We start from the raw sequence: 21,471 nt of genomic DNA, 5'->3' as shown, positions 1-21,471 counted from the left end.
TACACCCTTGACTGGTACAGACCAAAGCAGTTGAGTGTGCCTCACACCCCCCACCGCGGCCGCACCCCATCGAGGGGCGCGGCCGCGTCAACGGCTCCCTGGAGTCCCAGATCCTCGGCGTCCGCGCGAGCGGCAACTGTCTTGCCGACCCGGCCGTAAGGATCGTGTGCCAGACTCCGTCGATGACCTCCGAAACGATCACCGCGGACGCCTCCGGCACCTGGAAACTCGGCGACCTGCCCGTCCACCGCCTCGGCTTCGGCGCGATGCGGCTGACGGGCAGCGCCGCCTTCCACCACGGCACCCCGAGCGACCGAGCCCGCTCGATCGCCGTCCTGCGCAAGGCCGTCGAGCTCGGCGTGAACCACATCGACACGGCGGCCTTCTACTTCTCCGCCCTGCGCTCCGCCAACGAACTCATCAACACCGCCCTGGCCCCGTACCCCGACGGCCTGGTCATCGTCACCAAGGTCGGCACCCACCGGGACCATGACGGGGAGTGGGTCACCTCCGCCCGCCCCGACCAGCTGCGCGGACAGGTCGAGGAGAACCTGCGCCAGCTCGGCCGCGACTACCTCGACGTCGTCAACCTCCGCCGGATGGGCCAGGACTCGATCGCCGAGCACTTCGGCGCCCTCGCCGAACTGCGCGAGGCCGGGCTGGTCCGGCACCTCGGCGTCTCCGACGTCGAACCACGCCATCTCGACGAGGCGCAGGCCATCGCCCCGGTGGTGTGCGTGCAGAACCGCTGGGGACTCGACGCGGCGAACCCGGCCACCGACGAGCTCGTGCGCATCTGCGGCGAACGGGGCATCGCCTTCGTACCGTTCTTCGCCGTCGCGGGCGACGCCGGGGCGCTCGGCGCCACCGCGAGCCACGACGACGAGGTGCTCGCCGTCGCCCGCGCCCACGGCGCCACCCCCGCCCAGATCCGCCTCGCCTGGACCCTGCACCAGGGCCCGCACGTCCTCGCCATCCCCGGCACCGGCAACCCGGACCACCTCGCCGAGAACGTGGCGGCCGGCGCCGTCCGGCTCACCGAAGACGAGCTGACCCGGCTGGACGCCCTGCACACCAGGGCCGGCTGACGGTCCGGCTCAGACCGCCCACACCCCGTCCCGCATCAGATGCCGGCCACGCAGTTCGAGCGTCCCGCGCCAGGCCTGCACCGCGTACGGCAGGATCCGGAAGAACGCGTACGACGGGCTGTCCCCGCGCGGGTCCCAGCCCGTCTTCGCCCGCAGCGCCCCGGCAGCCGCCTCCGGCACGTCGGCCGGGGACCAGACGCTCACCTCGCCGTCGAGCAGCACGACGTCCTGGGTGTCGCCGAGCGCGAGCCGGACCCGGCCGCCGTCCCGCAGATTGCGGCCGGTCGGGTTGGTGAGCCGGGTGGACAGCCACACCGCGTCCGCGTGCCAGACGAACCAGAGCGGGACGAGACACGGCAGCCCGCCGCCGTCCGCCGTGGCCACCCAGACGTCCGTCTCCCGTTCCAGACGCGCGAGTACGTCCTGCTTGCGCTGGCCGGGGGAACGGGCCGGGTTCGTGATCTTCATGGCCGCGAAACTACCGGCCGTGCCCGCTCCGCGCCTCGGCCCCGCGTCCTAGGTCTCCGGTACCGCCCACTGGGACGGTCCCCGGCCCGCGACGGCCTCCCCATAATGGATTCACGGCCGCCGGCCGCTGCGGGGCTGACTACACTGCCGTAGACGGTCTGCTGACCGAGGACGAAGAAGGGGGGAGGAACCTTCCATGGCCGACGGGAAGGACGAACGCCGGCCCGCCGGCGAACTGGAGGCGAGCGTCATGGCAGCTCTCTGGGCCGCGGGCGCGCCCCAGACCCCCGGACAGGTGCAGCGGAGCCTCGGCACCGACCTGGCCCGCACGACCGTGACCACGATCCTCACCCGGCTGCACGATAAGGGCGTGGTCGAACGGCACCGCCAGGGGCGTGGCTACGCCTACGTCCCCGTCCAGGACGCCCAGGGCCTCACCGCGAAACGGATGCACACCGAACTCGACCGGGACAGCGACCGGGAGACCGTGCTCGCCCGCTTCGTCGCCCAGCTCAGCCCCGACGACGAGCGCGTGCTGCGGACCCTGCTCGAACCCGGCGAGCAACCCGGTCCGTCATGACCGCGCTGCTGCTCCTGCCCCTGCTGGTGCCGTTCGCGCTGCCGGCGCTGTCCCGGCGGGCCCTCGACCGGCTGGCGCCCGGCACAGCGCTCTGGGTGATCACCACCTCGGCCGTCGCCCTCGCGGGCTGCTGCCTGGCCGCGCTCGGCGCGTTCTTCCTCACCGGGCTCCTCAAGCTGCCGTTCTTCGCGGCGCTCGGTGAGCTGGTCCAGCCCCTGCACACCGCCTCCGACCAGTACGTCCTGCCGCTCACGGCGCTCTCGGTCGGCGGCCTCGCCGTGTGCGCCGGGACCCTCGCCCGGACGGTGCTCCGGCAGACCCGTGCCTTCCGCGCGGCCCGTACGGAGGCGGGACGCCGGCCCGCGGTGGGCGACCTGTGCGTGGTCGACTCGCCGTGCCCGGACGCCTACGCGCTGCCCGGACGTCCGCACCGGATCGTCGTCACCACCGGAATGCTGCGCAGCCTCGACGGAGCCGAGCGGGAGGCGCTGTTCGCCCACGAACGGGCGCACAACACGGGCGGCCACCACTTCTTCCTCGCCGCGGCAGAGCTCGCCGCGCACTGCCACCCGGCGCTGCGGCGGGTCCGGGACGTCGTCCGGCTGGCCGTGGAGCGGTCCGCCGACGAGGCCGCGGCGAGTGCGGTGGGGGACCGGCGCCTGACCGCCCGCGCGATCGCCCGGGCCGCGCTGGCGGGACAGGGCGCCGCGGCCGAGCGGCCGGCGTTCGTGTCCGGCGCCGCGTCCGGGCCGGTGCCGCAGCGGGTCGAGGCGCTGCTGGCGCCGCGCGGACGGCGACGGGCCGGGGCGTGGGTGGCGGCGCTGCTGGTGGCCTGCGCGGGGTTGTCGTGTGTCGCCTCCGCGACCGGCATGGTCGACTTCCATCATCGCGTGGAGGTCGCGCAGGGGGAGACGGAGCGGTAGGGGGCGGCCGGTTCTCGGGTGCGGGTGCGCCGTGGCTGGTCGCGAAGTTCCTCCCCCAGCCTTCGGCCGGGGGTACCCCCAGCGCCCCTGGAGGGGCGCTTCAGCGGGCGTCCCCCAAGGAGTTGCGCTCGGAAGAGGAAGATTGGCATCCCGGGAGTTTTACGTATAACCTCTCCCGCTAACCGCTCCATCGAAAGGCCCCCATGCGACGCGTCGCCCTGGTCACCCTTGTCGTCGGCGACTACGACGAGGCGATCCGCTTCTACACCGAGGCCCTCGGGTTCCGGCTCGTCGAGGACGCGCCCCGCCCGGACGGTTCCCGCTGGGTCGTCGTGGCGCCCGGCGGGGAGGGACACGGCACCGGACTGCTGCTCGCCCGCGCCAAGGACGCGGACCAGCGCGCCCGCCTCGGCGACCAGACGGGCGGCCGGGTCGGCTTCTTCCTGCACACCGACGACTTCGCCCGCGACCACGCCCGGATGACCGCCGCCGGCGTGACCTTCCTGGAGGAGCCGCGGCACGAGCCCTACGGCAGCGTCGCCGTCTTCCAGGACCTCTACGGAAACCGCTGGGACCTGCTCCAGCCCGCCGCCTGACCGACCACCCGAACCACCTGCCGAGGACAGCTCCACCATGACTGCTACGCGCGTAGACGCAGACGTGATCCGCCGCCTCCCCAAGGCCGTCCTGCACGACCACCTCGACGGCGGCCTGCGCCCCGCCACCCTCGTCGAGCTCGCGGCCGAGGCAGGTCACACCCTGCCCACCACCGACCCCGACGAGCTGGCCGCCTGGTACTTCGAGGCCGCGAACTCCGGTGACCTGGTCCGCTACATAGCCACCTTCGAGCACACCCTCGCCGTCATGCAGACCAAGGAGGGACTGCGCCGGGTCGCCGAGGAGTACGTCCTCGACCTGGCCGCCGACGGTGTCGTCTACGGCGAGGTGCGCTACGCGCCGGAGCTGAACACCAAGGGCGGCCTCACGCTGAACGAGGTCGTCGAGAGCGTGCAGGAGGGGCTCGCCGCCGGTATGGCGAAGGCCGCCGCCGCGGGCACGCCCGTCCGCGTCGGCACCCTGCTCTGCGGGATGCGGATGTTCGACCGGGTCGCCGAGGCCGCCGGGCTGGCCGTCGCCTACCGGGACGCCGGTGTCGTCGGCTTCGACATCGCCGGCGCCGAGGACGGCTTCCCGGCCGCCGACCACCTCGCCGCCTTCGAGTACCTGCGCCGCGAGAGCGTGCCGTTCACCATCCATGCCGGTGAGGCGTTCGGCCTGCCCAGCATCCACCAGGCGGTCCAGGTGTGCGGAGCCCAGCGCATCGGGCACGGTGTCCGCATCACCGAGGACATCGTCGACGGCAAGCTCGGCCGCCTGGCGAGCTGGGTGCGCGACCGCCGGATCGCCCTGGAGATGTGCCCCACCTCGAACCTCCAGACCAGCTGTGCCGCCTCCGTCGCCGAGCACCCCATCACCGCGCTGAAGGAGCTGGGCTTCCGGGTCACCCTCAACACCGACAACCGGCTGGTCTCGGGGACGACGATGACCCGGGAGATGTCCTTGCTGGTCGAGGAGGCGAACTGGACGGTGGCGGACCTGCGCACGGTCACGGTGAACGCCCTGAAGAGCGCGTTCATCCCGTTCGACGAGCGCAGGGCCATCGTCGAGGACGTCGTCCTGCCGGGTTACGCCTCCGCGCTCTGAAGCAGCCCCCGCAGATAGGCGGCCTGTCCGGCGTGCTGCAGGTCGTCGGACAGGACGCTCACCAGCCGCACGCCCAGCGTCACCGGCGGATCGAAGCGGGTGTCGACGATCCGTTCGAGGTCCTTGGCCGGGAGCTCGCGCAGCACCTTGAGGGTCTGCTCGTGCACCGCGTCGTAGTAGCCGGTCAGCAGGTCGCCGGAGTCCACCGTCACCTTCGCCACGTCGGCCGGCGTATGGCCGTACCCGTGGTCACGGGGTGGCAGGTCGAGGCCGAAACGCTTCTCCCAGCCCTGGGTCAGCCACACCTGGTCGAGGTCGAAGGCGTCGGCGACGTGGTCGTCCTGGATCCGGGTGAGGTGCCAGACCAGCCAGGTGATGGAGTTGGAATCGGTGGCAGGGCGCTTGTTGAGCAGGTCGGGGCCGGCGCCGTCGAGGGCGGCATGGACTTCTTCCTGGATGCGGCCGAAGCCGTCGATGAGAATGTCCCTTGCATGCATACGACCACGATCGCTCATCGCCGGTCGTCATGCGTCAGGAATCCAGCTTCCGTGGAAGCCCAGCGGCACCCGGCCCGGCAGGTGCACCCTGGCCAGCGGCTCGCCGGTGAAGTCCTGTGCGGCGAGGACCAGCAGGTCGGCGGCGCCCCGGTCCGGGTTGTGGACGTAGGCGATCGCGTACCCCTCGTCCTCCCGGCGCCCGTGTTCGCTCGGCACGAACACCGCCTCACCCGCCGCCGCGCCCCTCGGCAGCCGGTGCACCTCGGCCGTGCCGCGCGCAAGGTCGTGCTTGAAGAGGGCGTTGGAGAAGGCGCGGTCGGGCGGGTTGCCGTCGCCGGCCAGATAGGCGAGGGACATCTCGGCGGCCGCCGCCGAGTAGCCGTAGCGGTGCCGGCGGGACACCAACTCCTCGTTGACCCGCGGGAACTCCTGCGGCCGGTCGTCGAGCGTGCGCCTGCGGACCTGGCCGCGGCGCAGGTCGACCGTCCAGCGCTCCAGCTTCGCGGTGCCCACCGCGTGCGGTCCGTCGGTGGTGGCGCCCGCGACCTCGAACGGTGCCGGATACGTCGTCAGGTCGATCACCACGGAGCCGCCCTCGTCGTACGCGTTGAGGGTGTGCGAGTAGAAGACCGGGTCGACGCCGAACCACCGGACGGCGCCCCCGGAGCGTGGCATCACGCCCACCCGCGCGGGGTGATCACGGTTCCAGACGTACGGCACCGGCGCGCCCGCCCCGGCGGCCGCCGCGTCGAAGGTGACCGGGACGTCGAAGACGACCACGTGCCTCTCGGTGAGCGCGAAGTCGTGCATCATCGGCGCGTCCCGGACCGGGATCCGGGTGGTGCGGGCGAGCCGGCCGCTCGGGTTCACGACCAGGTGCCGGACATGGTCCCAGGTCGGGTAGTAGGCGATCGCGTGCAACTCGTCCGCGTGCGCGTCGTACTTGGTGTGCGCGGTGAACGCGCCCTCCAGGGTGCCCCGGAAGTCGTAGGTGCCCACGGTGTTGAGTTCGCCGTCGAGTTCGTACGGCAGCGGGCCGCTCTCCTGGAGCGCGAGGATGCGTCCCCGGTAGGGGACGACATGGGTGTTGCAGGCGAAGTCGTCCGGCGGGACCGGCCCGGAGCGGGTCTCGCCGAGCTCCGCCGCCACCTGTGAGGAGCGCACCCAGCGGTTGCGATACCACTCGGCGCGGCCGTCGCGCAGCCGCACCCCGTGGACCATGCCCTCGCCCAGCATCCAGTGGTGGGCGCGCGGATCCTCCAGGCCCAGCACGTTCGGCCCGTTGCGCAGGTAACGACCGTTCAGGTCGCTCGGGACACGGCCGGTGACCGGCAGGTCGAAGGCCGTGAGTTCCTCGGTGACCGGAGCGAACGCACCCTCCAGGAAGGGATGGTGACGGTCCGTCGCATGCGCGGCGGCTGCGGCTGCCGCTGCCTCCGCCGGACGGGCCGTCGTGCCCGTCAGCGCGCCCGCCACCGCGATGCCCGCCGCCCCGCGCAGGACCGTACGCCGTGTGTGTTCCGCCATCTGGGTACTCCCCCTCGTCGTCGTGGACATCCACGAGTCTGCGGCGGCGGGCAGCCCGGGTCAGGAGGGGCAGGCCCCGTCCGGGGGTGTTGCCAGACCCCCTGTTTCGAGCAGGGTGATCAGCGCCCGGGCCGCCGGGCTGGTGGCCGTCTCGGGCGGCAGCAGGGCGACCGTCTCGTAGGCCGTCTCGTCCGTGTCCTTGAGCGCGAGCGCGGCCAGCGCGGGGCGCTTGTGGCGGAAGTGGCGGGGTGCGACGGCGATGCCGAGGTTCTCGTCGACCAGGTCGAGGAGGCTGTGCACGTCGTTGACCTCAAGGGCGACCGTGCGCCGCACGCCCGCCGAGGCGAAGGCCGCGTCGGTCGTGCGGCGCGGGCCCCAGTCCGGGTGGAAGTCGACGAACACCTCGCCGCCGAGGTCCTCGGGGGTCACGGCCGCGCCGGCCGTCGCCAGCCGGTGGCTGGGATGGCACAGCACGGTCATCGGCTCGCCGGTCAGGGACACCGAGCGCAGCTGGTCGGTGTCGTCCTGGGTGCGGTAGGCGAAGGCCAGGTCGAGCCGGCCCGCCGCCACCTCCTCGGCGAGCGCGCCCGAACCGGCCTGCCGCAGCCGGATCTCCACGTCCGGGTGGCGGCGCCGGAACGCGGCGAGCAGCCCGGCCACGTGCACCCCGGCGATGCACTGCTCGGTGCCCAGCGCCAGCGTCCCGCGCAGCACGCCCTGCACCGCCGCAACCGCCTCGTGCGCCGAGCGCACCTGGGCGAGGATCCGCTCCGCCTCGCCGAGCAGCGCCCGGCCCGCCTCGGTCAGCGTCACCCGGCGGGTGGTCCGCACGAACAGCGGTGCCCGCAGCTCCCGCTCCAGGGCCCGGATCGACGCCGACAGGCCCGACTGGGACACCATCAGCCGCTCCGCAGCCCGGGTGAAGTGCTGGTCCTCGGCGACGGCGACGAAATGCTGGAGGTGGCGCAGTTCCATGATTGAGAAGCCTATCCGCACAATTCCATCGGATTCTCCTGTTGGACCGCTGCCCGCCGCTCGGGAAAGAGTGGAACCGGTAGATCCTGTGGCAACCCCTCTGGAGTCGCGTTGTACACCGCACACCCCGACCGCTACGCCGACATGCCGTACCGCCGCAGCGGCCGCAGCGGCCTGAAGCTCCCCGCGCTGTCGCTCGGCCTGTGGCACAACTTCGGGCCCGACCGGCCCGTGACGACCCAGCGTGCCATCCTGCGCCGCGCCTTCGACCTCGGTGTCACCCACTTCGACCTCGCCAACAACTACGGCCCGCCGCCCGGCGCCGCCGAGTCCGCGTTCGGCGAGGCCCTCAGGGCGGACTTCGCGGCCTACCGCGACGAGCTCGTCATCTCCACCAAGGCCGGCTACCTGATGTGGTCCGGCCCGTACGGCGAGTGGGGTTCGCGCAAGTACCTGCTGTCCTCGCTGGACCAGTCCCTGACCCGGATGGGCCTGGACTACGTCGACATCTTCTACTCGCACCGCCCGGACCCGGAGACACCCCTGGAGGAGACGATGGGTGCCCTGCACTCGGCGGTCCAGCAGGGCAAGGCGCTCTACGTCGGCATCTCCAACTACTCGGCGGAGCAGACCCGAGAGGCCGCCCGGATCCTCGGTGAGCTCGGCACCCCGCTCCTCATCCATCAGCCGCGCTACTCGATGCTGGACCGCCGTCCGGAGAGCGAGGGCCTCCTGGACGCTCTCGACGAGCTCCAGGTCGGCTCCATCGTCTTCTCCCCGCTGGAGCAGGGTCTGCTCACCGGCCGCTACCTCGACGGCATCCCCGAGGGGTCGCGGGCCGCGAGCGACAGCCCGTTCCTGAACTCGGACGAGGTCACCGCGGACCTCGTCGCCCAGCTGCGCGACCTCGACGAGGTCGCCAAGGGCCGCGGCCAGACCCTGGCCCAGTTCGCCCTGTCCTGGGTGCTGCGCGGCGGCCGGGTGACCTCGGCGCTGATCGGTGCGAGCAGCCCGCAGCAGGTCGAGGACTGCGTCGGCGCGATCGGGAACCTCGACTTCGACGCGGACGAGCTGGCCCGGATCGACGCGATCATCAACCGCTGATCCGTTCGGTGAGGCGGACGCACACCGCGTCCCCCTCACCCTTTCCGATCGCCCTGCGGACGTCGGCCCGCACGGGCAGCTTGTGCGTGCCGTGGCCGAGGGCCATGAAGGAACTGCGGAACGGGTGCCCGTCGACCGTGCCGCGGACCCTGACGAGCCCCAGGGTGCCGAAGAACACGGCGGACTCGGGCCAGACCACGTAGGTCCAGCCGCCCCTGGCGGGGCTGCGGCGCAGCACGGCGGTGAACTCCACGTCCAGATGGGCGGTCGTACTCATGACGGTCCTCCGCTCGCGGTGGTCTCCCTCGTCGAGAAGACCGCCGCGAGCGGCGGAACTCATCGCCGGCGGCGGTTCACGCCCCGGCCGGAACCCGGTCCAGGAAGCCCAGTACCCGGAGGACCCGGCCGTCCTCACTGAGCGTGACCACGTCAAAACCGGCCACCGGAGCCGACCCCTCCGCCTCGTTCACCAGCTCCCAGCCGAAGCGGGCCGTGTCATGGTGGCCGTCGACCACCCCGAGCGGACGGAACACGAAACCGGGGAACTGCTCATGCACCGCCGCGATCACGGCCGTGATCTGCGCATGTCCGGTGACATCCGCGAGCGGGTCGGTGTAGCTGCCCTCCGGAGCCCAGGCCTCGGCGACCGCCTTGCCCAGCGCCTCCGGCTCGGTGGCGTTCCAGGCCTCGAAGTAGCGGGCGGCGGCGGTCTGGTAACGGTCGGTGTTCACGGACATGGCGAATCAGCCTCCATCGAGGTCGGCACTGCTGGTCAGAGGGTGGATCGCGGTGTGCGGCGATCCGTGGACACCACTCTGCCCCGGTCCGCGTGACGGGTCGATTACCCCTCGGGTAATGAAGGCCGACCGGTGCACCTCGCGCATTTCGGCCAATTCGCAGCGCGAATATGCCAAGAGACTGGCCGGAAAGGTGTGGTGACAGTGTTTCGAAAGTGAACATACTCGAATGCCAGGAGCACTTCACCGCACAGGAGCCGCACGGAAACCCGGCCGCGACGGCACACCGGCGAGCTACGGGGGAGTGATCGTGCACGACGAATTCCTGTGCCATGTCACGGCATACGGCATGTGCGGCGGGCAACGCATCGGCGTTCCGCTCGGCACCTACCGTGCGCCGACCCTGGCACTGGCGCTGTGGTGGTTACGGGACCGGGCCTCCTGGATCGCGGAACGCCTCGACCCCTTACCCGAGAACCCCAGATTCCCGCAGGGATCACTCGTGCCGGTCGCGGAGACCGTCTCTGATGTACCCGGCCTGCTGCGCGCCTGGTGCGCCGACGCGGCCCGGCAGGAACTGGTCGCCGACGAACTGGCCGACGGGCGGTTGGTGCGGATCGCGCTCCAGGACGACACCACGGAGTACGAACTGCTCGCCGAGTCCATCGACGCCCTGCGGATGCAGCGCACCATCCCGGCCCTCGTCGTCCCCGTCGCCTGACCCGTGACAGCCGCCGCCCGCGCGGCGGTGACCAGGCACAGAAGGGGGCGGATCGGTAGAATTCTTGCCATGGCGGAGCGGCCGGTCGCCTCGACGGCGCCCGAACTCGTCCTGGAGACCGACACGGGATCCACGGTGATGAGCCCGGGCCGCGACTACCACGTCGGGCGGGACCCGTTGAGCGACATCGTCATCGACGATGCCCGGGTCTCCTGGCACCACGCGGTGCTGCGGCCCGACGACGGTCACTGGACGCTGGAGGACGAGCAGAGCACCAACGGCACCTACGCCGACGGCCGCCGCATCCGGGAGTGGGAGGTAGGACCGGGCACGGTGATCCGCTTCGGCAGCCCCGCCGACGGGCCGTCCGCCGTCCTGAGCGGCCGCCCGGCACCCGCCGCGGACCGTCCCTCCGCCGTCTCCATGCCCGCCCGGACCGGCACCTTCCGGCAGCCCTCCTCGGTACGGCCGCTCCCGGCCCGCACGGTCCGCATCGGCCGCGCCACCGGCAACGACATCGTCGTCGACGACCTGACCGTCTCCCGCCACCACGCCGAACTGCGCGCCGACCCCGACGGCAGCCACGAGATCGTCGACCTCGACAGCCACAACGGCACCTACCTCAACGGCCGCGCCGTCACCCGCGCCCTGCTCGGCCCCCGGGACGTCGTCGGCATCGGCCACTCCGCGTTCTGCCTGGTCGACGGCCGGCTCCAGGAGTACGTCGACACCGGCGAGGTCTCCCTCGACGTCCAGGAACTGACCGTCGCCGTCGACCACGGCCGCAGGATCCTGCTGGACCACGTCTCCTTCCCGGTGGGGGAGAAGTCCCTGCTCGCCGTGGTCGGGCCGAGCGGGGCCGGCAAGTCCACCCTGCTCAACGCCCTCACCGGCCAGCGCCCCGCCGAGCAAGGCACCGTCCTCTACGACGGCCGCGACCTCTACCGCGACTACGCCGAACTGCGCCAGCGCATCGGGCTCGTCCCGCAGGACGACATCCTGCACGTCCAGCTGACCGTGCGCAGCGCCCTGACCTACGCCGCCGAACTGCGCTTCCCCGAGGACACCGCGAAGGCCGAGCGCCGACAGCGGGTGGACGAGGTCATCCGGGAACTGGGCCTCGAACAGCGCGCCGAGCAGCCCGTGCACAGCCTCTCCGGCGGGCAGCGCAAGCGGGTCAGCGTCGCCCTGGAACTGCTGACCAAGCCCTCCCTGCTCTTCCTGGACGAGCCGACCTCAGGGCTCGACCCCGGGATGGACCGCTCGGTGATGAACATGCTGCGCGGCCTCGCCGACGACGGCCGTACCGTCATCGTCGTCACCCACAGCGTCCTCAGCCTCGACGTCTGCGACCGTCTCCTGGTCCTCGCACCGGGCGGCCGGACCGCCTACTTCGGGCCGCCCGGCGACGCCCTCGGCTTCTTCGGGTTCGACGAGTGGCCCGAGGCCTTCGAGGCGTTCGAGCGGGACACCGGCCGGGACTGGGCGGGGGAGTACAGCGCCTCGTCGTACCACCGCAAGTACATCGTGAACTCCAGCGCGCAGCCGGTGGTGCCGCACTCCGGGCCGGTGGCCGCCGCCCCGCCGCCGCGGCCGCGCAGCTGGGGCGCCCAGTTCTCGACCCTGGTGCGCCGCTACACGGCCGCGCTCGCCGCCGACCGGACCTTCCTCGCCATCATGATCGGGCTGCCTTTCGTCATGGGCGCGATGGTCCGGGCCGTCGCCGGCCACAAGCTCACCGTCGACACCGCGACCGACGTGCTGCTCCTCCTGTGCGTGGGGGGAGTGCTGGCCGGCTCGGCCAACGCGGTGCGTGAACTGGTCAAGGAACGCGTCATCTACCAGCGCGAGAGAGCCGTCGGCCTGTCCAGACCGGCGTACGTGATGTCGAAGGTCGCCGTCCTCGGTACCGTCACCGTCCTCCAGGCGATCGTGCTCACCCAGGTGGGCCTGGCCGGTGTCGACCTCAACGCGCCCGGCGGCCACGGGGTCCTGATGCCGCCCCTGCTGGAGATCACCGTCGCCGTGGCCGTGCTCTCCTTCACCGCCATGATGCTCGGGCTGCTGATCTCCGCGCTGGTCCGCAAGGAGGAGGTGACGATGCCGCTGCTGGTGCTGCTCACCGTCGTCCAGGTCGTCTTCTGCGGGACCCTGCTGAAGCTGAACGGTGTGCCCGGTCTCGAACAGGTCGCCTGGCTGGTCCCCTCGCGGTGGGCGCTCGGCGCCATGGCCGGCACCGTGGAACTGCACCGGATCGTGCCCGGCTCCTTCACCGACGACCCCTTGTTCCGGCACTCGGCGGGCGTCTGGCTGCGGAACATGGTCATGCTGATGGTGCTGTCGGTCGTCTTCGGCTGTGTGCTGTCCCGGCTGCTGCGCCGCCACGAACCGGCCGTGATGCGGAAGTAGGCGACCGATGACCACGACGCCAGGATTCCGGCCCACCCATGTCGTCCCCGGCGACGGCATGCCCGCCTGGGAGGCGCCCGACCCGGCCCGGCCCACCGTGCCCCTCGACCCGCTGTTGCCGGTCCAGCTCGTCGAACGGCGCGGCGACTGGGCGCACATCAGCTGCGCCAACGGCTGGTCCGCCTGGGTCGACGGCCGTTACCTCGTCGCCGTACCCCAGGACCCGCCCGTCACCGGCGGCCCGCCCACCGACGCCACCGACCCGCGCCCGCTCCTTGCCCACGCCGCCGAGGCGCTCATCGGCTACCGGGCCGCCGTCGAGGAACTGGCTGCCGGCGGCCTCGACGGGGAGTCCTTCCGCGGCCGTACGCACGGGCTGCGCATCGGCGTGGTGGTCGACGGGGAGTCCATGTGGCTGTACGACCCGGCCGAGGGACGCTGGCTGTACGGCGACGGGCGGCGGCTGTCCACGTACGTCACCGACCGCGCCGCCCCGGGCGGCGACGGCCCCGGTCACGAGCCCACCCGGGTGGTCGCGCCCGACGGCGGCCGCTGAGGCCCGGCGGCGCCGCGGTGCCCCGCCGGCGGCGCTCAGGCCACCACCTCGCCCCGCCGGTGCACCGGGCGGGCCAGCAGCGCGCCCAGGAACCCGGCGAGCAGACCCCACAGCGCGCCCAGGCCCACCGCCGGCCAGAGCACGGGCTCGAGCAGCAGCTCGCCCGACAGGTTGCCGCCCAGGTCGCCGACGCCGAGCAGGGAGAGGCCGTAGTGGGCGGAGACCCGCCCGGTCAGGCACAGGGCGAGCATCGTCAGCGCGAGGGCGACCGCCAGGTGCAGGGCGTGCTGCCAGGCGCGGATCCGGGCCGGGGAACGGACCGCCATCTGGAACGCGGCCGCCGTCAGGAGCACCGCGGCCACCCCGGCCAGCCACCACCAGCGGCCGTCGTGGGCGGTGACGGTCCGCAGGTTCAGCGTCGAGACGTCCGGTGTGCGCAGCACCTCGGCGAGCACCTTCGGCACCGGCAGCCCGAACGGTCCGTCGACCCTGCCCTTCCAGGTGGCGCCCAGACCGAGCGTGAGGGCCAGCCAGGCCAGGTTGGGCAGCCCGAGCAGGATCACCGCGAGGGTCTGCCCGGCGTGCCCGCGGGCCGCCATCGCCGCCAGGGCGATCACCAGGGCCAGTACGACGTACGCCAGCACGAGCACGACCATCGCGTACGCCGCCGGCCGGACCGAGGCCTGGAAGCGCACCAGGCGCCCCGGCAGCGGCGCCCCGCGCGACACCAGCAGCGCCAGCAGCAGGATCCCCGCCAGCCACAGCAGCCCGAACCCGGCCGTCTGCGGCACGTCCGTCGTGAAGCCCGCCTCCGGTGCCGCGTCGAGTGCGTCGGTGAGATCGCCGAGGGTGCCGTTGCCCACGTCCACCGCGAAGGCGTGCCGGGCACCGGAGGCGAGCCCGATCAGCGCGAGCAGCCACAGCACCGCGATCCGCGCCGCCCACCCGGCCAGCTCTCCGGCCCCGGCCACCGCCCGGTGCCGCAGCGGCCGCAGGAAGCCCCCGGCGGCGGTCAGCGCCCCGACCAGCGTCACCGACAGCGGTACCACCGTGAGCCCGGCGTGCGTGCGGGCCAGTTCGCCGGCGTTTCCGGACAGTTCGGCGGCGCCGCCGACGGCCGTCACCACGGTCGCGAGCACCACCGGCAGGAACGCGCCCTTCGGGAGGTCCGTCGCGCCCGCGGCCCACAGCCCCGCCGCGGCCACCACGAGCATCACGATCGACGTGGCCAGCACCACGGCCAGGGCCCGCGGCCACCCGTGCCGGACCGCGGCTCGGCCGGCCGGCGCGGCCACCGGCCGCTCGGAGGCGATTCGGGGGCGCACGCTGTCACGTTAGGCAACGCCCGGACCCGCCGCCCCCCGGGTGGTCCGTCCGCGCGGCAAGCGCGTCGGCTCCAGGTCGGCTCCAGGTCGGTCCGGTGCCGGCTCGGCCGCGGCTCCGGGTCCGCTTGCGGGCGGTACCGGACCGGCGCACATTGGGCTCGACATGCCCCAAATGAGGCATTTTTCATGAATGCCGTTTACTGCACCGGGGAGATGAGCGCGTGAGCGTCGAACCGCCGTCGTCGGGCCGCCCCACAGGTCCCCCCTCCGGCCCCCTGTCCGGGCCCTCCGGGCCGCCCCCAGGACCCCCCTCGCAGCCGCCCGGAGGCGGCGGCGGTCAGGGCGGAGAGCCGCACCGCCCGTGGTGGAGGTCGGCGCCCCGGGTCGCGACGCTCACCACCGCCGTGGTGGTAGCCACCGCCCTGGCCCTGGTCCTCACCCGTTCGGGCGACAGCTCCGGCAGACGCGGCGAGGTCTTCCTGCAGTCCGCCAACAGCTCCGGACAGGACCCGTTCACCGAGTCCACCGCCAGGAAGGCCACCGCGGCGCCGCTGTCCGCGGCCCCGGCCGGGTCGGCGGCGCCGGTGAACGAGGTGCGCGGGGTGGACGGCGGGGCGCCCGGACTCTACAGCGGCACGAAGAACAGCCCCAGCTGCGATGTCGAACAGCAGATCAAGTACTTGCAGGCCGCGCCGTCCCGCAACCGGGCCTTCGCCTCGCAGGCCGGCGTCCAGCCCTCCGGCGTCCCCGCCTACCTGCGCTCCCTCACCCCGGTGCAGCTGCGCGCCGACACCCGGGTCACCGCCCACGGGTACCGTGACGGCGGGACGACGACCTACCAGTCCGTCCTCCAGGCGGGCACCGCCGTCCTGGTCGACGGGCACGGCGTGCCCCGGCTGCGGTGCGCCTGCGGCAACCCGCTGGCCCCGCCGGTCGCGCAGCGGACCCCGAGGGCCGTCGGCACCGCCTGGGCCGGCTACCGGCCCGCCAACGTGGTCGTCGTCGCACCCGCCGCGCAGATCATCAAGGTGTTCGTCGTCTTCGACCACGAGCACGACGACTGGTTCGGCCGCCACCGGGGCGACCACACCGGGCACGACGACCGCCCGGCCAGGCCCCCGGCCGATCCGGATCCCATGAACCCGCCGCCTGACCACGGCTGCCCGCCCGCCTCCGGCAGACCCGGTTCGCCCGGCCCCGTCGTCGAACTCCCCGTCGTCGAACTCCCCGTCGTCGAACTCCCCGTCGTCGAACTCCCCGTCGTCGAACTCGTCGTCCTCGAACTCGCCGTCCTCGAACTCGCCGTCCTCGAACTCGCCGGCGTCGAAGCAGCCGCCCTCGTCCGCGCCGCCGTCCTCGAAGCCGCCGTCCTCCGAACCGCCCTCGCCGGAGCCTCCGAAGACCGAGTCGCCGAAGACCGAGTCCCCGAAGACCGAGTCGCCGGCGTCGCCGCCGCCGAAGTCGCAGGGACCGGCCTCCGAGCCGCCGTCCTCCGCGCAGCCGCTCGCCCCGCAGTCCGCTGCGTCGCCGGGCTCGCCCGGACCCGAGTCCGCGGTGTCCTCCGCCGCCCCGGCGTCCTCGGCCCAGCAGATGCCGCCCGGCTCGGCGGCCCCCGGTGCGCCGGCGCTGTGACCAGCGCGACGTGAGGTGTGCGCGGTCGGCGAACACCTCCGGGGACTGCCGGAGCGCACTCGGGGTACGAGGATGGATGCAACAGCGACGGGCCGGTCCGGCCTCCTGGAGAGACTCGCATGATCGAAAACCTGGGCGGGGCAGTGATACCGACTGGCTTCGACGTACCCGTGGAGCCGCTGCGACGCGCGGCGCACTACACCGGCGAGCCCGGCTGCATCGCCGAGGCACGGGACTTCGCGGCCGGCTTCCTGGAGCAGCTCAGGACCGAGTGGTGCGCCGAGATCGATCCCCGGGCCGACGGTGAGCTGCTGCTCGTGGTGAGCGAGCTGGTGACCAACGCGGACCGGCACAGCAACGGCCCGTACATCCTCGAACTGGAGGGTACGGAGAGCGCGGTCCTGGTCTCCGTGTACGACAGCAGCGCGGCCCTGCCCCGGCGCTTCCCCAGGGACCCCGAGCGGGTCGGACGGCACGGGCTGGAGATCGTCCATGCCCTGGCCACCGAGGTGACCGCCGAGAGGGTACCGGTCGGGAAGCGGGTACGCGCGCTGGTGCGCTTCCCTCGGTGAGCCCGAGCCGGTGAGCCGAAGCCACGGGCGCCGCCCCACGCGCCGGTGCGGGGCAGCGCCCGGGATTCGCCGTCAGGCGCAGCCGAGCTCGCCCAGCATCCCCTGACGCAGCCGCGTGATGATCCGCTTGATGAGACGGGAGACGTGCATCTGGGAGCAGCCGAGCCGCTCACCGATCTCCGCCTGCGTGGCCTCCTCCACGAACCGCAGATGGATGATCTCCCGGTCCCGCTCGCTCAGCTCGGCCATGAGCGGGGCCAGCGACTGGAAGTCCTCCACGAGCCGCAGGCCTTCCTCCTCGACCCCGATGAAGTCGGCCAGCACCGCCTCGCCGTCCTCCGGGCCGTCCCCGGTCAGCGCGGCGTCCAGGGAGGAGGAGTTGTAGCCGTTGGCGGCCAGCTGGCCCTCGACCACCTCCTCCTCGGACAGGTTCATGAGCGTGGCCAGCTCGGCGACCGTCGGCTCCCGGTCCAGGCGGCTGGACAGCTCCTCGCGCGCCTTCGCCAGCTCCACGCGCAGTTCCTGGAGCCGGCGCGGCACGTGCACCGCCCAGGTGGTGTCCCGGAAGAACCGCTTGATCTCGCCCACGATGTACGGCAGCGCGAAGGAGGTGAACTCGACCTCGCGCGACAGCTCGAACCGGTCGATCGCCTTGATCAGGCCGATCATCCCGGTCTGGACGATGTCCTCCATGTCGTCGCCGCGGTTGCGGAACCGGCCGGCCGCGAACCGGACCAGCGACATGTTCATCTCAATGAGCGTGTTGCGGGCGTACTGGTACTCGTGCGTACCCTCCTCCAGCTCCCCGATCCGCTGGAAGAACTGGCGGGACAGCTCGCGTGCGTCGCGCGGGGCGACGGCCCTCGGGTCCTCGATTCCTGGCAGTGCCCCCTCCGGCGTCCACGCCTCGACGGGGTGAGCGGTGTTCACTGCTTCCGACCGGATCCCGGCGGTGTTCATGTCCTCTCCCAGGTCACTCATGTTCGGCGGCTGCCTATTCGGCCGGTCTCGTCCCGGCCCTGTCCAGGTGTCGCCCGGCCCGGGTACCCGGAAACGGACGTCTCATGCGTGCCTCGACGGCTCGGGTACCCGGGGTGACGCGACGCATGCGTGCGGTTTCCCGCCTTGGCGGAAAACCGCCGGTGGTGGCCTGGGGACGAGGCCGCTAGGGCCCGACGCGCACGGCTGTGACCAGCTCGTGCCAGTACCGTTTGGTGACGACACCGCCGTACCGGGAGTCGATCAGCTCGCGGATGCCCGAGAGCAGCCCGTTCCGGGCGGTCTCCGGGAGTGCGCGGTGGTTCGAGTACGTGAGCAGCACGTCCAGGTACTGGCGGGTGCTGTACGTGATCTCCTGGGCGTGGCCGTGCACGGCCACGTCGGTGAAGTACGGGGAGCCGGTGAACTCGGTCGTGTCGGTCGCGAGGTCCGACTCGCGGGTCTGGCGCAGGCCCGGCGGGGTGGCCGGATCCCAGCGTTCGTAGCACTCCTGGACCTCGGCGAAGAAGTCCTCGGTGCCGCCTGCCACGTGGTGGGTGGCGACGACGCCGAGCAGCCCGCCCGGGCGCAGCGCCCGGGCCGCCTTCGGCAGCCGGACCGCCGGGTCGATCCAGTGGAAGGCGGTCGCGCAGACCACCGCGTCGAACGGCTCCGGCGGCAGCTCCCACTGTTCGAAGGCCGCGACCACCACGTCCACGCCGGGAAACGCCGACAGCTGCCGGCGGGCCACGGCGGCCATGCCCGGGCCGATCTCCACGCCGGTGATCGAACAGCCGGACGCGGCCAGGTCGACGGTGAGCTTGCCGGTGCCCGGGGCGATCTCCAGCACCCGGACGCCGGGCCCGGCCCCCGTGACCCCGACCAGCTCCTCGACCAGCGCGGCCGGGTAGCGGGGCCGGGCCCGTTCGTAGCGCTCGGCGTCCTCGTCGAAGATGTCCCGCAGCCTGCGGTCCCTCACCCTGAATTCCAGTGCGTCCACGCTGGGAAGGATGCCGATGCCCGCGCCTCGGGGCCAGTGTTTTCCGGCACGTCTTCCAGGGCGCCGAGCGATGAGTTTCCCGGCGGGCGGGGGTCGGTACAGATGACCCGTTTCTGCTCCCAGGAGGTGTCCATGACCGCCGACGGATTCACCACGTGTCTCTGGTTCGACGGGCAGGCCGAGGAGGCCGCCCACTACTACGTGTCGATCTTCAAGAACTCCAGTATCGGGAAGGTCGGCCGGTACAACGAGGCCGGACCCGGGGAGGCGGGCTCCGTGCTGGCCGTCGACTTCACGGCCAACGGGCAGAAGTTCGTCGCCATCAACGGCGGCCCGCAGTTCAGGTTCACCGAGGCCATCTCCTTCCAGATCTACTGCGACGGCCAGGAGGAGGTCGACCACTACTGGGCCAAGCTCACCGAGAACGGCGGCGAGCCCGGCCCCTGCGGCTGGCTCAAGGACAGGTACGGCGTGTCCTGGCAGGTCATCCCGGACGGGCTGATCGAGATGATCGGCGACGCCGACCCGGAGAAGGCCGCGCGCACCACGCGTGCGATGTACGCGATGGGCAAGCTCGACATCGCCGCGTTGAAGAAGGCCCACGCGGGGGAGTGAGCGGTACGGGGACGGGGGCGGTGTCCGCGGACACCGCCCCCTCGTGGACACGCCGCCGGATCAGACCCGGTCGGCCACGATCAGCAGGTACTGGAAGCTGCCGTTCTTGTACGCGGTGAGGAACGCGTCCTCGATCCCCGTCACCAGGTGGTCGGCCTGCTTGCGCAGTTCCCAGTAGGGGATCGTCGCCGCGGTGAGGTCCTCCACGTGGACCGGCACCAGCCGGTTGGCGGCCATCGCCCGGAAGTACTCCGAGCGCGGGTGGATGTCGCAGATGTAGTGCGCGTTGATCAGGGACACCTCGCGGGACGCCTGCCCGTAGGTGTTGTTGTAGCAGCCGGTGATCGTCACATAGCGGCCGCCGCGGCGCAGCAGCCGGGCGTGCTCGGCGAACAGCAGGTCCAGCTCGACGTACATGGTGGACTCGTTGTTCCACGAGGCCGCGTAGGCGCCCGTCTCGAAGCCGGTGTCCAGCATGTTCCGGTGGTGGTAGCGGACCTTGTCGCCGACCTCCCGCTTGCGGGCCATCTCGTTGGCGAAGTCGGCCTGTTTGGCGGAGATGGTCACCCCGTCGGAGTGGCAGCCGTAGCGCAGGTTCGCCACGATGCTGCCGCCGCCGCGGCCGCAGCCCGCGTCGAAGACCCGGTCGGCCGGCGTCAGGGCACCCAGATGGGAGGCGAGCAGTTCGGCCTGGGCGTGCTCCAGGCGGTGCAGCTCGGCGGTGACGCGTTCCTGGCGCAGCGCGGGGTCGGTCTCGTCGAGTACCGACCAGTCGGCCTCACCGATGCCGTAGTGGTGGTGGTACAGGTCGTCGATCTTTCCGAGTGCGAGGTTGACCGGGTTCTCCTCGGCGTTCCAGTACTCCGCGACGCTGTTCTGGTACCTGGACTGGGTCGGCACCGGGGCTGACGTGGTGGTCTTCCGAGCGACAGGGGCGGTGGTCAACAGGTTCTCCTCGAAGTGTTTCTGACGGTGCTTCGGATGGGCTCGGTGGCTACCAGTAGTCGGGCAGGTGGTAGCGGTGGGTGTTGGTGGCGTGCCACTCGTGGTTGCCCGAGACCCAGGCGGCGAGTCCCTCGGCGTAGCGCGCGATCAGCGGTGAGCCGGCGGACAGGGCGGCGGACTCCTCCTCGAAGGCGGCCATGACCCGGTTGTGGATGTCGACGGACTTCAGATAGGCCGCCTTCAGCCCGCGCCGGTCGTTGGCCGCCACCACCTGGGGCAGGTTCAGGTGGTCCGGGTCGCTCGCCAGCTCCTTGGTGAAGGAGTAGAGGTCGTTGACGATCGTGGTGGCGTTGCACGCCAGGGCCGTGATCCGCTGGATCTCCGGGCGGGCGTAGAGCTGTTCGGGCAGTTCGTAGCCGTCCACCGCGTCGACGATCGACAGACACGGCCGGAAGTTGTTGAACTGCCGCATCACCAGGTACTCCCAGACCCGCGGCAGGTACCCGGTCTCCATCCACGCGGCCTCGCCGAGGTACCCGAGGTGCAGCCGGGCGATGTCGTGCACGAACCGGTCGGTCTGGCTCGGCGTGGCGAAGGCCGCGAAGTCCGCGAGGGCGAAGCGGTACGACCGCAGCGGGCCGGTGGCCCGGATGCCCTCGCGCCACTCCTCCTCCAGCTCCGGGATGCCGTGATAGGGGTCGAGCGCCGACTGGGCGATGATCAGCGGACCGCCGAGGCCCCGCCGGGATCCGCCCCGCCCCTCGTCCTCCTCGCAGTAGCAGGAGTCCACGATGTTCTCGGCGAGCAGCAGCTTGCCGGCGGCGGTGAGCCGGTCGAGGTCGAGGCCGCCCGGATGCTGGAGGACGACGGCCCGGCCGAACTGGAAGTCGGCGAAGTCCCCCTTCCAGGCCGCGGGGAACAGCTCCAGCTCGCGGGCCCAGGCCTCCAGCCGGCGGTCGAGCTCGGCGGCCTTCTCCGGGTCGGCGGGCACGGCCGGCCGGTAGTGCAGCCCGGGGACCGCCCCGGTGCGTTTGGCCGGGCGCAGTCGCTCCGCGATGTTCGGCGGTCCCGGCAGGGCGTAGGAGGTGGTGGTTGTGCTCATGGATGTGCTCCAG

At 72.2% G+C, this 21,471-nt stretch carries 23 protein-coding genes; 12 read left to right on the top strand and 11 right to left on the bottom strand.

Annotated elements, in window-relative coordinates:
• The first annotated feature begins 182 nt into the window (after positions 1 to 182).
• Positions 183 to 1,088, top strand: coding sequence for an oxidoreductase (locus JF597_RS30300; protein ID WP_294002623.1), 906 nt, complete (start codon positions 183 to 185; stop codon positions 1,086 to 1,088).
• A 9-nt stretch (positions 1,089 to 1,097) separates the two neighbouring features.
• On the opposite strand, the gene JF597_RS30295 is transcribed toward JF597_RS30300, so the two are convergent.
• A complete protein-coding gene (locus JF597_RS30295) occupies positions 1,098 to 1,556 on the bottom strand; it encodes a pyridoxamine 5'-phosphate oxidase family protein (RefSeq protein ID WP_294002621.1) in 459 nt (152 codons plus the stop codon).
• Between the two features lie 196 nt (positions 1,557 to 1,752).
• Here JF597_RS30295 and JF597_RS30290 point away from each other — a divergent pair, with 196 nt between their 5' ends.
• The 4 genes from JF597_RS30290 to JF597_RS30275 all read left to right on the top strand — a co-directional run bounded on the left by JF597_RS30290 (position 1,753) and on the right by JF597_RS30275 (position 4,763).
• The gene (locus JF597_RS30290; protein ID WP_294002618.1) at positions 1,753 to 2,136 is read left to right on the top strand and encodes a BlaI/MecI/CopY family transcriptional regulator; all 384 of its coding nucleotides are present in this window, start codon (positions 1,753 to 1,755) and stop codon (positions 2,134 to 2,136) included.
• The gene (locus JF597_RS30285) at positions 2,133 to 3,059 is read left to right on the top strand and encodes a M56 family metallopeptidase (RefSeq protein WP_294002615.1); all 927 of its coding nucleotides are present in this window, start codon (positions 2,133 to 2,135) and stop codon (positions 3,057 to 3,059) included. Before JF597_RS30290 ends, JF597_RS30285 begins: the two co-directional genes overlap by 4 nt.
• Before the next feature lie 203 nt (positions 3,060 to 3,262).
• Positions 3,263 to 3,655, top strand: coding sequence for a VOC family protein (locus tag JF597_RS30280; protein ID WP_294002612.1), 393 nt, complete (start codon positions 3,263 to 3,265; stop codon positions 3,653 to 3,655).
• 37 nt (positions 3,656 to 3,692) lie between these two features.
• A complete protein-coding gene (locus JF597_RS30275) occupies positions 3,693 to 4,763 on the top strand; it encodes an adenosine deaminase (protein ID WP_294002610.1) in 1,071 nt (356 codons plus the stop codon).
• Here the strand turns inward: JF597_RS30275 and JF597_RS30270 are convergent.
• From JF597_RS30270 to JF597_RS30260, 3 genes are read right to left on the bottom strand one after another with little or no spacing between them, the layout of a single operon-like run.
• A complete protein-coding gene (locus JF597_RS30270; protein WP_294002608.1) occupies positions 4,745 to 5,260 on the bottom strand; it encodes a DinB family protein in 516 nt (171 codons plus the stop codon). The two genes, JF597_RS30275 and JF597_RS30270, sit on opposite strands and share 19 nt — an antisense overlap.
• A 27-nt stretch (positions 5,261 to 5,287) precedes the next feature.
• Positions 5,288 to 6,787 carry a carotenoid oxygenase family protein gene (locus tag JF597_RS30265; protein WP_294002606.1) on the bottom strand — a complete coding sequence of 500 codons (1,500 nt, stop codon included), beginning with the start codon at positions 6,785 to 6,787 and terminating at the stop codon, positions 5,288 to 5,290.
• A 60-nt stretch (positions 6,788 to 6,847) separates the two neighbouring features.
• Positions 6,848 to 7,762 (bottom strand): LysR substrate-binding domain-containing protein, encoded by a 915-nt coding sequence (locus JF597_RS30260; RefSeq protein WP_294002603.1) that lies wholly within the window; start codon positions 7,760 to 7,762, stop codon positions 6,848 to 6,850.
• Between the two features lie 111 nt (positions 7,763 to 7,873).
• Between JF597_RS30260 and mgrA the strand changes: the two genes are divergently transcribed.
• Positions 7,874 to 8,866, top strand: a complete 993-nt coding sequence (mgrA, locus tag JF597_RS30255) for an L-glyceraldehyde 3-phosphate reductase (RefSeq protein WP_294002600.1) — start codon at positions 7,874 to 7,876, stop codon at positions 8,864 to 8,866.
• On the opposite strand, the gene JF597_RS30250 is transcribed toward mgrA, so the two are convergent.
• Together JF597_RS30250 and JF597_RS30245 are read right to left on the bottom strand one after the other, a co-directional pair.
• Positions 8,856 to 9,143: a DUF1905 domain-containing protein gene (locus tag JF597_RS30250; RefSeq protein WP_294002597.1), complete on the bottom strand. Its 288-nt coding sequence runs from the start codon at positions 9,141 to 9,143 to the stop codon at positions 8,856 to 8,858. The genes mgrA and JF597_RS30250 overlap by 11 nt on opposite strands.
• 76 nt (positions 9,144 to 9,219) lie before the next feature.
• A complete protein-coding gene (locus JF597_RS30245) occupies positions 9,220 to 9,603 on the bottom strand; it encodes a nuclear transport factor 2 family protein (protein ID WP_294002594.1) in 384 nt (127 codons plus the stop codon).
• Between the two features lie 310 nt (positions 9,604 to 9,913).
• Between JF597_RS30245 and JF597_RS30240 the strand changes: the two genes are divergently transcribed.
• The 3 genes from JF597_RS30240 to JF597_RS30230 all read left to right on the top strand — a co-directional run bounded on the left by JF597_RS30240 (position 9,914) and on the right by JF597_RS30230 (position 13,289).
• Positions 9,914 to 10,324, top strand: coding sequence for a hypothetical protein (locus tag JF597_RS30240; RefSeq protein ID WP_294002591.1), 411 nt, complete (start codon positions 9,914 to 9,916; stop codon positions 10,322 to 10,324).
• A 69-nt stretch (positions 10,325 to 10,393) separates the two neighbouring features.
• A complete protein-coding gene (locus tag JF597_RS30235; RefSeq protein WP_294002588.1) occupies positions 10,394 to 12,733 on the top strand; it encodes an FHA domain-containing protein in 2,340 nt (779 codons plus the stop codon).
• Between the two features lie 7 nt (positions 12,734 to 12,740).
• Positions 12,741 to 13,289, top strand: a complete 549-nt coding sequence (locus JF597_RS30230; RefSeq protein WP_294002585.1) for a hypothetical protein — start codon at positions 12,741 to 12,743, stop codon at positions 13,287 to 13,289.
• A 35-nt stretch (positions 13,290 to 13,324) separates the two neighbouring features.
• Here JF597_RS30230 and JF597_RS30225 read toward each other — a convergent pair whose 3' ends face one another.
• Positions 13,325 to 14,614: a streptophobe family protein gene (locus JF597_RS30225; protein WP_294002582.1), complete on the bottom strand. Its 1,290-nt coding sequence runs from the start codon at positions 14,612 to 14,614 to the stop codon at positions 13,325 to 13,327.
• Between the two features lie 404 nt (positions 14,615 to 15,018).
• Here JF597_RS30225 and JF597_RS30220 point away from each other — a divergent pair, with 404 nt between their 5' ends.
• Complete coding sequence (locus JF597_RS30220; protein ID WP_294002579.1) at positions 15,019 to 16,260, top strand: DUF6777 domain-containing protein; 1,242 nt, start codon at positions 15,019 to 15,021, stop codon at positions 16,258 to 16,260.
• 105 nt (positions 16,261 to 16,365) lie between these two features.
• Positions 16,366 to 16,818, top strand: coding sequence for an ATP-binding protein (locus JF597_RS30215; protein ID WP_294002576.1), 453 nt, complete (start codon positions 16,366 to 16,368; stop codon positions 16,816 to 16,818).
• 72 nt (positions 16,819 to 16,890) lie between these two features.
• Here the strand turns inward: JF597_RS30215 and JF597_RS30210 are convergent, their stop codons facing one another.
• Both JF597_RS30210 and JF597_RS30205 read right to left on the bottom strand, forming a co-directional pair.
• Complete coding sequence (locus JF597_RS30210; protein WP_294002690.1) at positions 16,891 to 17,778, bottom strand: RNA polymerase sigma factor SigF; 888 nt, start codon at positions 17,776 to 17,778, stop codon at positions 16,891 to 16,893.
• Between the two features lie 205 nt (positions 17,779 to 17,983).
• On the bottom strand, positions 17,984 to 18,796 hold the full coding sequence (locus JF597_RS30205) for a class I SAM-dependent methyltransferase (RefSeq protein ID WP_294002573.1): 813 nt from the start codon (positions 18,794 to 18,796) through the stop codon (positions 17,984 to 17,986).
• Positions 18,797 to 18,928: 132 nt separating this feature from the next.
• Here JF597_RS30205 and JF597_RS30200 point away from each other — a divergent pair, with 132 nt between their 5' ends.
• Entirely contained in the window at positions 18,929 to 19,411 is a 483-nt protein-coding gene (locus JF597_RS30200; RefSeq protein ID WP_294002570.1) for a VOC family protein, read from the top strand.
• A 60-nt stretch (positions 19,412 to 19,471) separates the two neighbouring features.
• Here the strand turns inward: JF597_RS30200 and JF597_RS30195 are convergent, their stop codons facing one another.
• Both JF597_RS30195 and JF597_RS30190 read right to left on the bottom strand, forming a co-directional pair.
• Positions 19,472 to 20,356 carry a geranyl diphosphate 2-C-methyltransferase gene (locus tag JF597_RS30195; protein WP_294002567.1) on the bottom strand — a complete coding sequence of 295 codons (885 nt, stop codon included), beginning with the start codon at positions 20,354 to 20,356 and terminating at the stop codon, positions 19,472 to 19,474.
• Positions 20,357 to 20,405: 49 nt separating this feature from the next.
• Positions 20,406 to 21,458, bottom strand: coding sequence for a family 2 encapsulin nanocompartment cargo protein terpene cyclase (locus tag JF597_RS30190; protein WP_294002564.1), 1,053 nt, complete (start codon positions 21,456 to 21,458; stop codon positions 20,406 to 20,408).
• Positions 21,459 to 21,471: the final 13 nt, after the last annotated feature.

This window comes from Streptomyces sp. (assembly GCF_019510245.1).
GTDB lineage: Bacteria > Actinomycetota > Actinomycetes > Streptomycetales > Streptomycetaceae > Streptomyces.
Note: the sequence above shows the minus strand (reverse complement) of the source record. Positions and strands in the feature narration are given on the sequence as shown.

What these genes read in the sequence shown, in the direction of transcription:
- JF597_RS30235 (WP_294002588.1), top strand. Translation starts at nt 10,394, where the DNA reads ATGGCGGAGCGGCCGGTCGCCTCGACGGCGCCCGAACTCGTCCTGGAG.
- JF597_RS30190 (WP_294002564.1), bottom strand. Translation starts at nt 21,458, where the DNA reads ATGAGCACAACCACCACCTCCTACGCCCTGCCGGGACCGCCGAACATC.
- JF597_RS30210 (WP_294002690.1), bottom strand. Translation starts at nt 17,778, where the DNA reads ATGAACACCGCCGGGATCCGGTCGGAAGCAGTGAACACCGCTCACCCC.
- JF597_RS30250 (WP_294002597.1), bottom strand. Translation starts at nt 9,143, where the DNA reads ATGAGTACGACCGCCCATCTGGACGTGGAGTTCACCGCCGTGCTGCGC.
- JF597_RS30230 (WP_294002585.1), top strand. Translation starts at nt 12,741, where the DNA reads ATGACCACGACGCCAGGATTCCGGCCCACCCATGTCGTCCCCGGCGAC.
- JF597_RS30295 (WP_294002621.1), bottom strand. Translation starts at nt 1,556, where the DNA reads ATGAAGATCACGAACCCGGCCCGTTCCCCCGGCCAGCGCAAGCAGGAC.
- JF597_RS30200 (WP_294002570.1), top strand. Translation starts at nt 18,929, where the DNA reads ATGACCGCCGACGGATTCACCACGTGTCTCTGGTTCGACGGGCAGGCC.
- JF597_RS30280 (WP_294002612.1), top strand. Translation starts at nt 3,263, where the DNA reads ATGCGACGCGTCGCCCTGGTCACCCTTGTCGTCGGCGACTACGACGAG.
- JF597_RS30260 (WP_294002603.1), bottom strand. Translation starts at nt 7,762, where the DNA reads ATGGAACTGCGCCACCTCCAGCATTTCGTCGCCGTCGCCGAGGACCAG.
- JF597_RS30215 (WP_294002576.1), top strand. Translation starts at nt 16,366, where the DNA reads ATGATCGAAAACCTGGGCGGGGCAGTGATACCGACTGGCTTCGACGTA.
- JF597_RS30270 (WP_294002608.1), bottom strand. Translation starts at nt 5,260, where the DNA reads ATGCATGCAAGGGACATTCTCATCGACGGCTTCGGCCGCATCCAGGAA.
- JF597_RS30300 (WP_294002623.1), top strand. Translation starts at nt 183, where the DNA reads ATGACCTCCGAAACGATCACCGCGGACGCCTCCGGCACCTGGAAACTC.
- JF597_RS30275 (WP_294002610.1), top strand. Translation starts at nt 3,693, where the DNA reads ATGACTGCTACGCGCGTAGACGCAGACGTGATCCGCCGCCTCCCCAAG.
- JF597_RS30290 (WP_294002618.1), top strand. Translation starts at nt 1,753, where the DNA reads ATGGCCGACGGGAAGGACGAACGCCGGCCCGCCGGCGAACTGGAGGCG.
- JF597_RS30285 (WP_294002615.1), top strand. Translation starts at nt 2,133, where the DNA reads ATGACCGCGCTGCTGCTCCTGCCCCTGCTGGTGCCGTTCGCGCTGCCG.
- JF597_RS30265 (WP_294002606.1), bottom strand. Translation starts at nt 6,787, where the DNA reads ATGGCGGAACACACACGGCGTACGGTCCTGCGCGGGGCGGCGGGCATC.
- JF597_RS30245 (WP_294002594.1), bottom strand. Translation starts at nt 9,603, where the DNA reads ATGTCCGTGAACACCGACCGTTACCAGACCGCCGCCGCCCGCTACTTC.